The 11,950-nt window shown below is 46.0% G+C and carries 7 protein-coding genes; 6 read left to right on the top strand and 1 reads right to left on the bottom strand.

Going from position 1 to position 11,950, the window contains the following annotated elements; translation table 11 throughout:
- Window position 1: 1 nt before the first annotated feature.
- Entirely contained in the window at window positions 2–2,347 is a 2,346-nt protein-coding gene (locus AC5JBY_RS02035) for an ABC transporter permease (RefSeq protein WP_495902872.1), read from the bottom strand.
- A gap of 356 nt (window positions 2,348–2,703) precedes the next feature.
- On the opposite strand from AC5JBY_RS02035, the gene AC5JBY_RS02040 reads away from it, so the two are divergent.
- The 6 genes from AC5JBY_RS02040 to AC5JBY_RS02065 all read left to right on the top strand — a co-directional run bounded on the left by AC5JBY_RS02040 (window position 2,704) and on the right by AC5JBY_RS02065 (window position 11,936).
- On the top strand, window positions 2,704–4,110 hold the full coding sequence (locus AC5JBY_RS02040; protein WP_495902873.1) for a putative oxidoreductase C-terminal domain-containing protein: 1,407 nt from the start codon (window positions 2,704–2,706) through the stop codon (window positions 4,108–4,110).
- Between the two features lie 258 nt (window positions 4,111–4,368).
- Window positions 4,369–4,950, top strand: coding sequence for a hypothetical protein (locus AC5JBY_RS02045; protein WP_495902874.1), 582 nt, complete (start codon window positions 4,369–4,371; stop codon window positions 4,948–4,950).
- A gap of 549 nt (window positions 4,951–5,499) precedes the next feature.
- Window positions 5,500–6,042, top strand: coding sequence for a hypothetical protein (locus AC5JBY_RS02050; protein ID WP_495902875.1), 543 nt, complete (start codon window positions 5,500–5,502; stop codon window positions 6,040–6,042).
- A gap of 134 nt (window positions 6,043–6,176) precedes the next feature.
- Complete coding sequence (locus AC5JBY_RS02055; RefSeq protein WP_495902876.1) at window positions 6,177–7,181, top strand: hypothetical protein; 1,005 nt, start codon at window positions 6,177–6,179, stop codon at window positions 7,179–7,181.
- Window positions 7,182–7,554: 373 nt separating this feature from the next.
- A complete protein-coding gene (locus tag AC5JBY_RS02060; RefSeq protein ID WP_495902877.1) occupies window positions 7,555–8,766 on the top strand; it encodes an ROK family transcriptional regulator in 1,212 nt (403 codons plus the stop codon).
- Between the two features lie 62 nt (window positions 8,767–8,828).
- A complete protein-coding gene (locus AC5JBY_RS02065; protein WP_495902878.1) occupies window positions 8,829–11,936 on the top strand; it encodes a SusC/RagA family TonB-linked outer membrane protein in 3,108 nt (1,035 codons plus the stop codon).
- The last annotated feature ends 14 nt before the right edge of the window (window positions 11,937–11,950 follow it).

The raw sequence follows: 11,950 nt of genomic DNA on the forward strand, positions 1-11,950 counted from the left end.
ACTATTCATTCCGCAGAGCATGAACAGGATTGGCCAGCGCGGCTTTCAGCACCTGCTGGCCAATCACTGCCAGTGCGATCAGAACGATCAGCACCACAGGCAGTAAGAACATCCACCAGCTCAGGCTTACGTGATAAGCATACGATGACAGCCATTGATGCATAGCTATGCCAGCAATGGGCAGCGCGATCAAAGATGCCAGTCCGATCAGCTTCATGAGATCACTGGTCAGCAAAGCGACCAGTTGCTGTAAAGAAGCCCCCAACACCTTCCGGATACCGATCTCTTTAGTACGTTGCATAGCCATCAGCGATACCAACCCATACAAGCCAAGACAGGAAACGATAATCGCCAGTACGGTAAACCAGGTAAACAACTTCATGGTTAGCCTGTCCTTGTCATATTGCGCTTTATAAGCTTCATCCAGGAAAGTATAAGAGAAAGGATCGTCCGGATAATGTGCCTTCCACGCCGCTGCCACCTGTGGCAGGTCTTTAGGTTGTATTTTTATAAGCACTGCAATAACCGGGTTCGAATTATAGACCATCACCAGCGGCTCTACTACATTATGCAGCGATTTGTAATAAAAGTTCTTCACCACGCCCACCACTTTGCCCTTGTGGCCAAAGCCGTCCATAGGTTGCCCAAGCGCAGAAGACCAGCCCATTCTTGATACGAACGCTTCATTTACGATAAACGCTTCCTTTTTATCGGTCCTGAGACTATCCGATATATTCCTGCCCTCTTTCAATTTGATTTGCACCAGTGGTAACAGTTCTTTATCGATATGGTAATAGTAACACATGAATTCCTTTCTGCCAGTGCCTGCAAAAGTGGTAGCAAGGCTCAAACCCTCCATCCGCAGACCGCTGCCGGCAGATACACCCTTTACAGCAGCTATCCCTTTAAGTGAATTGATAAAAGAGGGCACGAACCGTTGCTCCACGGAATCATTGGATATCTCGATAGAAGCTATCTGTTCCTTCACAAATCCGGTATCCTTATTGTCAATGAATTGCATCTGGCTATAGATCACGATAGTTCCTGTAATGAGGGCGGCAGTTATCACAAATTGAGCAGTAGTAAGTGTACGGCGCAACAAGAGGCCCCTGGAGCTATGTTTCCATTTGCCTTTAAGTATCTCTACCGGCTTGAACTTCGATAAAATGAAAGCAGGGTACAGTCCGGCGAGCAGGATGGTGACAACAAAAATCGCGAGCATGAACAACGCGCTACCCTGCCAGCTAAGGTGCAGTTGAACCTGCAATAAAGAGTTGAAGTAAGGAAGGACCAATAATACGGTGCCAAAAGCAATGGCCCAGGCAATAGCGATCAGTAGAAAAGATTCAAACAGGAATTGACGTATTAACTGAAGGGGCCTTGCTCCATTTACCTTCCGGACACCTACTTCCTTGGCCCGCTCCGTTGCCCTCGCTGTCGATAAGTTGATGTAGTTAAGTAAGGCAATAATCAATATGAAAGCCGCCAACAGCGAGAATATATAATTGAATTGTTTATTCCCCTTTGGCGTATCTACAAGTTTCCCCTTGCTATAATGTACATCGGATAAAGCTTCGGGATGGAAATTAATCGAGTAATCACCTGCATCACTCTTTTCCAGTTCGGCTTTGCAATACTTTTCAGTCACTGGCTTCATCTTGCGCTCGAAGCCTTTCAGGTCGGTCCGTTGATTGAAAAGAAGAAAAGTGTATACCGGAAAATCTTCCATCCAGCTCTTCTTTTTTGCGAAATCGTAATAGAGTAAAGCGGTGAAATGAATATCAGAGTTGCCCGGTGGATTAGCAATGACGCCGGTTACCCTGGTGGGCTCACCATCGCAGATAAGTGTTTTTCCAAGAGCAGGCCCTTCACCAAAATATTTCTTTGCTGTCGATGCGGTCAATACTACGGAGCGGGGTTGCCGTAAAGCATTTGCGGCAGCGCCTTCAATAAAAGAGTAATCGAATAAGGAGAAAACATGTTGATCAGTAAGGAAGAAATCAGTTTCAGTGATTAGTTCACCATTATGCTTGATAACAGTTTGGTTTTGTTCCAGTCGGGCCGCGGCCACTATTTCCGGGAAATCACGTTTAAGTGCATCGGCCAAAGGGTAGGGACTGGTGCCGAACAGCATGTCATCAGAACCGGGTGCATGCAGGGTAGTCGTTATCCGGGCTATGCGGTCAGACTTACTATGATACTGGTCATAGGTCAATTCATACTGCACATAAAGGAAAATAATAATGCAGGCAGCAATGCCGGTAGAAAGGCCAAGAATGTTAATGAGGGAAAAACTTTTATGCCGCAGCAGGTTGCGCCAGGCTATCTTCAGGTAGTTTTGGATCATAATAAAGGTTGAAGTGAAACCATATGTATGCCACCGCATGAATACAACAGCCCTGTTCCGGTTGCAATAATGAAAAATATTACGCAAACCAGTATCTGGCTGCTGCCCTTAAGCATACACTTTACACTTTATTTAACACTGACTAAGGCCCTGGTTTAAAAGTAGTAGCTGCACATGGCTTAGAGGTGACACCTTTTCAAAAGGTGTCACCTCTAAGCCAACGAAACCTGTCAGGTTTTTCTCGTTGCCCTGTTCCCTCAATGCCTCGCTGCCTTTCTAAAACGTTTAAGCCCTCCCTCCATTAAATTATCCACCTAAAAGGAAGAAACTAACCCCGAACCCCTTATTTTTAACCCATGCAGAACACAACACTTCACCGCTTGCCATTGGCCATAGCCATGCTGGGCCTGGCAGCTATCGTACCAGCTTGTCAATCACCCAACACGCAAACAGACCAGGTGGCAACCGATAGCACAGCCGTTAAACTCATTACACTCGATCCCGGCCACTTCCATGCGGCCCTGGTGCAGAAAACAACCAACCCCGACATTGATTCAGTAGTACACTTATACGCGCCCGGTGGCCCTGAGCTGGATGCCCATCTTGGCCTTATCAAACAATACAATGAACGTCCGGAAAACCCCACCCACTGGAAAGAAGAAGTATATACAGGCGCCGACTACCTCGATAAAATGCTGGCCGATAAAAAAGGCAATGTAGTAGTACTGGCAGGCAACAACAGGCAGAAAACAGATTACATACAAAAAGCAGTAGCAGCTGGGATCAATGTGCTGGGCGATAAACCCATGGCCATTACACCGGCAAACTTTGGCTTGCTGGAACAGGCATTTGCCGAAGCAGCTTCCAAAAAAGTATTGCTGTATGATATCATGACCGAACGCTCCGAGATCACCAACGTATTACAAAAAGAGTTGGCCCACATGCCAGCCATATTTGGAGAGCAGCAAAAAGGAATCGCCAAAGATCCCGGCGTAGTAATAGAAAGCGTACACTTCTTCTACAAATTCGTATCCGGCAAAGCATTGACACGCCCTACCTGGTTCTTCGATCCGGCCCAGCAGGGAGAAGCCATTGCCGATGTAGGTACCCACCTCATTGACCTCGTGCAATGGGAATGTTTTCCTGACACAGTACTCGATTATAAAAAAGACATTCAGATCACTACAGCGCGCCTTTGGCCCACACCAGTTACACTGTCACAGTTCACAGCAGTAACGAAGAAAGATAGCTTTCCGGATTTCCTGAAAGCAGATGTAGTGAAAGACTCCATTCTTCAAACACATGCCAATGGAGAGATCAACTATACATTAAAAGGTGTGCATGTAAAGATGATTGCCCGTTGGGATTATAAAGCGCCTGAAGGTAGCGGAGATACCCATTACTCCCTGCTGAAAGGATCACTGGCCAACCTTGAAATAAAACAAGGCAAAGAAGAAAACTTTCAGCCTACATTATATGTCCGTCCGGCTAAGAACGACACGGCCTACGCACAGGCCCTGCAACAAGCCATCGGCAGCTTGCAAAGCCGCTATGCCGGCGTTAGTGTTGAGAAAGTAGCCAACGGTTACAAAGTAATCATACCACAAACATTCAAAACAGGACACGAAGCACACTTTGGAGAAGTAATGCAGCGCTTCCTGCAATACCTCAAAGCAGGTAAGCTGCCCGATTGGGAAGTGCCCGGAATGCTGGCTAAATATTACACCGCCACCAAAGGTCTTGAAGTAGCCACCCGCAAATAACAAGTAAGAACGTAGTACTAATCATATTTTAATTTGTAACAGAGTCCCCAACGGGGACTCTGTTGTTTTAGTAACATTCAGCCTTCCTCCAAATCCAAAAAATCCTTCGAATCCCGGTTCAGACATTCCCACTTTGAGCAACATAGTAAGCATTAACCTTTGTAATTCGTTTGTTAATTGTTCAGTATACTCCCCAGCCATCAGCAGAGAAATGCACAGGCATAATTTTCTATACGTAATTAACAAAAAATGAATGTCATGAAAACTATCCTTACTTTCTGCGTGCTACTGCTAATGGTAAACGTGAAAACGAATGCACAGATCCAGTCAGGAAATGTGATGGTGGGTGCCGACCTTGCTAAGATCGACCTGAGTCTCGATAAAGGCGGTAACTTCTCTTTCCTTATCAATCCTAAAGCAGCTTGGTTTATCAGGGACAACTTCGCTATTGGTGCATATCTCAAGGTTGGATTGGCAACAGCCAAAGATGCCGGCACAAGCGTTAGCTACGGCGTTGGACCATTGGCCCGTTATTATTTCAGTGATGATAACCTCACGCTCCTTCGTCATTCCCGCTTCTTTGTAGAAGGTAATGTGGGTATCGAAGGCGATAACCCGGCAGTGGGTGATAACACTAATGGTTTGGGTTTAGGGATTGGGCCCGGCTGGACTTATTTCATTACACCAAATATTGGTTTGGAAGCATTGCTGAAATACAATGGTATCATTGGATTTGGCAGCAGGCCGACCTCTAACGATCTCGGCTTTGGCCTTGGATTCCAGATATACCTTCCCACAGCCAGGTTAAAGGCTATAGGAAACGATCTGAAGAAGCAGTAACATTTGCCTGAAATAAATAATTCAAAATCCCTGTTTATACAAAGGTCTGTGATGTATTAATATGCATCGTCAGACCTTTTGTTATTTCATCGCCACAGGGTGCCTGCAATCGTTGCAGCTATCCTTCCCATCTAAAAGCCATAACTGCCATTGCAAGCAGTACGGCAATCATTAAAATAAAACAAACGATAAAAGTAAGAATGGAGAAAAGGTCATAGTACCGGCTTCCTGCCTTTATCAAACCTGCACGAACAAGATTCGATATGCTGTAGCATACCCAGCCAGCAAGGAAAAGAGGAATTAAAAATGCCAGAATGTTCATTGACCGTAATAATATTCATTTTTCAGCAATCCTGCAATGCCCGTTTTGTTAAAGAGTTTTTACACTATCAGGTAAGGCCGCTCAAACCGGCCAGGCTAAGCTGCGTAGATATTATCCCGGCCGGTTTAACGTTTCATTATTAAACCCATGCTTTGATCAAAAGTCAGAACACCGCACATTTGTAAAAGCATTATTTTTAAACCGAAAAAACTATCAATAATATACTTATGAAGATTGTATTTTTTACATCCATTGTAGCCCTTGCCTTTGCATCCTGTAGCACACCCAAAACATATTTCACATCATCAGTCCGTAACACGATCGAAACAAACAACATTCCTGTTACCAAGCTCCAGTTCTATGTCGATAGAGATGTGCAATTACGCAGGGAAGTAGCTTCCGGATCAGCACAGGTATCAGCCGGAATAGTCAAGTTTGAGAACGGCAAATACGTCAACATCATTACCCTGAAAAAGAATACACCCGGTGTTTGTACAAGGACCTACGACGATAAAATAGATGTGTCGTTCGAGATGGGTGATGGCCGTTACCTTACCTTCGGTAAACTCAAACGCGATAGCCGTGCACCCTATACATTATATGCTGATAGCTGGGGACGTGACCCACGTTCCATGGGCGAGATCAGGTATGATGGAAAAATTTACTACATATTGCCATCCGGTTCAGAAGCACGGCTTATGATCAAAAAAGATGCACTGAACACACTGAAGATCGATAAGCGCGAAATGAAAGGAAGGAGAGTAGAATAATATTGTAATATATAAAATCATAGAGGTTACCGCTGTTCGCGTATAAGCGACAGCGGTAATTTTATTATAAGGTATACAGGGTAATTTTAACCTCCACTTTTACGTTATAAGGGCTAATCCAAACCCTAATCCTTATGATCGTATACGGATGGAACCACTTTAAATTGAAATCCATTGACCCTCACACCGTTGGCCTTTCACAATACTTATCCGGCATGCAGATAGAAGTACGGCAACGCTACTTCCACCTCTTCTGGATTCCCTGCTTCTCACTGGGAAAAAAATGGGCCCTCCGCAAAGGAAACCAACTATTCGAACTCCCTGTACAATATCAACAACTGCTGAAAAGCCGGCAGGATATCAAAGTAAAGACCCCCTTCTACACCTATGCATTGCCGCTGATGGCGCTGTTTGTAGGAACAGTATATTACATCAATGAACAAATAAGCGATTATAGATCAGAACAAAACAACAAGCAGGAGTTTGCCATGCAGTATGAAGACAATGCAGCTAAGTTCCGCAAGCCCTCGCTGGACGATTACTATGTACTTACATCTGAGAAGGGTTACACAACCAGGTATGCGCGGATAACCGGCCTCGACAAGAACAACATCCAGCTTTCTTATATCACCAAATCAGTCTATGCTTACAAGCCTTCGGAAATTGCGAAGCTGTTTGTAGACCCGGCCAACCAATTGGAAACAGTCACGGTCAGTCGTGGCGATTCTGCAAAGCTGATCTGTGGTGATTATGACAACCGCTATAAATTTAAAGGCATCGACCTGAAAGGAGAGGAATACAAGTTCCGGGTAGAGAAAGTAGTTCGCCTTGATGGACCTATCATCACGGGCGGAGGCTATGCCAGCTACAGGGCCAATGCCATCAACCTGGAATTGGCCAACGAAGGCCTTGGCGGCAACCTTACAAAAGTGGAGCCGGTGGAAGGCAATGTAAAATGGACCTGTTCTGAAACATTGCCGATGAGTCTGCCTTCGGACGCCGAGGTCACTTTATATGGTGCAGGCGATTATAAAACACCCTACAAGGTTAAATTGAGCCTGGTAGGCGACGATGGCAGAACAGTACAGTACCTGCTCGAAGGCCACGATTACGAGAAACATATTACACGACTTAACTGATCAGCGGAAGACAAAAAATGAATGGAGATCGATAATTGTCTTTTTGCATAGATATACATGTACGCTGAGAATATTGATAAAAAGAGAGGGGCCGCCTATCCAGGCGGCCTTTGCTTTTATAAAGTCACCCCGCTCTCCCGATAAAAATGCTTACGCCACCACGCTGCATAGTGTCCTCTGAATCAGGTCATTGAATACCTGAAAGCGCTTTTTCATTAACTCGTACAAGATAACTTCTTTAAATAATTGATTTAAGTCGGCAAACTTTTTAAAAAAATAACAGAACTTACTCAATTAGTTAATATATTTAACATGACATAGTTGATTCGCGTATAGAAGTCCTCACCCAAACACTAAACTAAAAACTAACGAAGTGTCCGAGAAACAGGCCCTCTACAAGAAGTCGCTGATCAAGCATCTGTACTTTAATGAAAAACTGTCCTGTGCAGAACTAAGCACTTTGACAGATAAAAGCCTTCCTCATACTGCCCGTGCCCTGAACGAACTGGTGGAGGAAGGAGTAGTGCTTGAATCAGGACATGCCAGTTCAACCGGAGGGCGCCGGCCACAAGTGTATGCCTTAAATCCTGAGATCATGTATGTGATCTCTATAGCCATGGACCAGTTCATTACTCATATCTGTATATTAAATATGGCCAACCAGGTTGTGGCCAAAGTAGAGCGCATTGAACTGGCGCTGCAAACAAATCCCCAGGCACTACAGGAACTGGGCCATCAACTCACAAGCTTTATTGATAATTCAGGGATCGCCAAAGAAAAAATTGCAGGCATAGGCATCGGAATGCCCGGATTTGTTGATGGTCACAAAGGCGTCAACTATTCCTTCATGCATTCAAGTCCTGAAAGCATTACCAATTATATAGAAACAGTTACGGGTCTGCCTGTATTGATAGACAATGACTCCAGTCTCATTGCCCTGGCCGAATGGAAACTGGGCGCAGCCCGTCAACGTCAGAATGTAATGGTCATCAACATCAGCTGGGGCATTGGCCTTGGCATGATTCTCAATGGCAGCCTCTTCCGCGGACAGAACGGGTTCGCAGGTGAGTTTAGCCATATCCCCCTTTTTACCAATAACAAGATTTGCAATTGCGGTAAAATGGGTTGCCTCGAAACGGAATCCTCCCTGCAGGTGATTGCTGAAAAAGCAGTTAAAGGAATACAGGAGGGGAGAACTTCCGTTATAAAAAATCTTTCACCCGAACGCCTTGAAGATACCAGCAAAGCCATCATGGAAGCCGCTGTAAAAGGCGATAAATACGCCGTTGAACTCTTATCCCAGGCAGCCTACCACATAGGTCGAGGTATTGCCATCCTTATCCATATTCTCAATCCAGGTTTAATTGTACTTAGCGGAAGAGGAGCTTTGGCCGGAAGGCTGTGGCTCGCACCTGTGCAGCAAGCCCTCAATGAACACTGCATTCCAAAGATTGCAGAGAACATCGAGCTGTTGATCTCGCCGCTGGGTTATCATGCAGAGCGCCTCGGCGCCGCTGCATTGGTCATGGAACATTTCGATGAGATGCCCATGCACCGCAAAAAACAAGAGCTCTTATATGCGTGAACTATAAGACGACGTGTAACCCCTTTTAATTTGAATTAGTTAACAAAAAAAGAAACTGCGTTATGAAAAAGTTGCTTTGCCTGTCTCTGCTATGGATTGCGATGATGTGTAGCAAAGATGTCAGTGCACAGGAAAAAAAATGGGTCTCGGGTATCCTGCGTGATCCCCGTGGTAACCCGGTTGCCTCTGCTACGATTGTCGAAAAAGGAACAACGAATCAAACTCTATCCGATGGAGAAGGCACCTTCCGCCTCGAAGTAGCCTCCAATGCTACCCTGGTTATTTCTTCTATCGGTTTTTCACCCCTTGAAACTTCTGTAAGCGGTACCTCTACTTTTAACCTCACCATTCAACCTACAGCTTCCGACCTCAACGAGGTAGTAGTGACGGCCCTTGGTGTAAAAAGACAGAAGAAATCGCTGGGTTATGCTGTACAGGAAGTAAAAGGCTCCACCCTGCTCGACGCCCGTGAGCCCAACCTTACCAACGCATTGTCTGGCGTGGTAGCTGGTTTGCAGGTTATCCGTTCCAGCACAGGCCCTGCAGGTTCTTCCAAGATCAACCTCCGCGGTAACAACTCACTCACTGGTTCCAACCAGCCGCTGATCGTAGTAGATGGAGTGCCCATCAGCAACTTCATCGGAGCTACCAACAACGACTTTTTCAACCCCGGTCTTGACATGGGTAACGGCCTGGCAGATATCAATGCCGCTGATATCGAAAGCATTTCTGTGTTGAAAGGTGGTGCAGCAGCAGCACTGTATGGCAACCGTGCAGGTGGCGGTGTTATCCTCATTACTACTAAAACTGGCCGCAAACAAAATGGCCTCGGTATACAGGTATCTTCTACCGTAGGTGTAGAAAGCATCTTCACACACCCCGACAGACAAACATCTTTCGGTCAGGGTTCCAATGGAGCCTATGATCCTATTGGAGGTGGCAGCTGGGGTCCGAAGATCACTGGTCAAACAGTTACCAACTGGAAAGGACAACAGGAACAACTGGCTTCGTACGACAACCTGAAGAATTTTTATGAATCAGGTCTCACACAAAACCACAACGTTTCCTTCCAACAGCAGCTCAACAATACTTCCGTGTATACTTCTATCAACTACCTGAACGATAAAAGTATGATCCCCGGAACCAAACTTTCCCGCGTGAACCTGATCGCCAGGGCCGTAAGCAAGTTTGGTAAAGACAACCGCTGGACTACCGATACAAAGATTCAGTACAGCAGCGCCAACGCCAAGAACAGGCCCGTTGCCGGTCTTAATACCAGCAACTATCCTGCTTTGCTGTACAACATGCCCGTATCGCTCGATGTACGCCAGTTCGATCCGTCGACCAATCAGTTTGGCAACATGATCTGGTACAACTCCGGCAACCAGATCAACCCTTACTGGAATACACAGTACAACCTCAACAATGATATCCGCGACCGTTTCATCATGACGGGTTCATTGAAATATAATTTCAATTCCTGGTTGAATGCGGAAGTGAAAGGCGGTGCTGATATGTATACTACCAACTTCGAGAGCAAAGTATACGGAGGCAGCCCCCTCACACCAAGTGGAAGGTTTGGCGTTTCAAAACAAACATTCTCTGAGTTCAACTACAGCGCCCTCATCACTGCCCAAAAAGAAAAGGTCATCGACAAACTGGGTATCGCAGCCTCATTGGGCGGCAACCTGATGCAGCAGAAATCATCTACTATAGGCGCCAATGCAGGAGAACTGGAAGTACCCAACCTCTTTGCGATTGGCAACACCAAGGGCAATCCTACCTTCACCGATGAGTTTTCTCAAAAGAAGATCAACTCTGTTTACGGAACTGTAGGACTCAACTGGGATGGATACCTCTACCTCGATGCGACATTCCGCAACGACTGGACATCTACCCTGCACCCCGATAACAGGTCATTCTTCTATCCTTCTGTGAGCCTGGCTTATGTGTTCACGGAGTCTATTAAAGGCCTGCCATCCTGGGTTAGCTATGGTAAGCTCCGCGCTTCATATGCATCTGTGGGTAATGATCTCGCACCTTACCAATTGTATAACACCTATACCATTGGCCGCGATCCAAATGGCAACCCCACTGGTAGCAGAAAGCCAACCATGTTCGATCCTGGTGTCGAAAACGAGTTGATCAAAACATATGAAGCAGGTGCTGAACTTCGTTTCGTGAACAACCGTTTCGGAATAGACTTTAGCTGGTACAAATCAAACGCAACCAACCAGCTCATCAGGCTGCCGATGGACCCTGCCAGTGGTTATAACGACCGTATCATCAATGCCGGTAATATCCAGAACAGCGGTTTCGAAGTAATGCTTGATGCACGTATTCTCAGCAACCCCAGCGGTTTCAACTGGAATATCAATGCCAACTTCTCCCGCAATAGGAACGTGATCCTGGAGATCTATAACAGAGACAGCGTAAATACCTATCAGCTCGGTGGTTTCGATGATGTGAGCGTTCGCGCTACCAAAGGCGAACTGTATGGTACTATCTATGGCAGCAAGTTCTTGCGTGTAGAAGATGAAAAGAGCCCTTACTACGGCCAGTTGATTGTTTCTGGTAGCGGTTTGCCACAACGTGGACAACAAGGTGCGAAACTGGGAAGCCAGCAGCCCGATGCCTTACTGGGTGTAACAAACACCTTTGGTTATAAAGGATTCACACTCGGCGTATTGGTGGATGCACGCTTTGGTGGTAAGATCTTCTCTGCTACACAAGTAGGTATGCAACGTGCAGGTACTGCAGCCATCACTGCAGAGAACGACCGTGCTAATATGGTAGTACCGGGCGTAGTAGCCGGTGCCGGTGGCACATATACTGCAAACGCTGTTTCTATCACGCGCCAGCAATATTGGGAAGCCATCACAAATACCGGTAACATTGGTATCACTGAAGCCAACCTGTATGACGCTTCCAACGTACGTATACGTAACATCCAGCTCAATTACGACCTGCCTTTGAAAATACTGGCTAAAACACCAATCCAGCGCGCGAAGATTGGCGTTTCTTGTAACAATGTATGGCTCATCTCCAGCCACATGAATGGCGTGGACCCCGAATCTGTATTCGCAACTGGTACCAATGCGGTTGGTTTCGAGAACGTAAGTCCTCCCACAACCCGCACCATTTTGTTTAACCTGAGCCTTACATTCTAAATCTCAAAAAGTAG

It is taken from the genome of Paraflavitalea sp. (assembly GCF_059502485.1).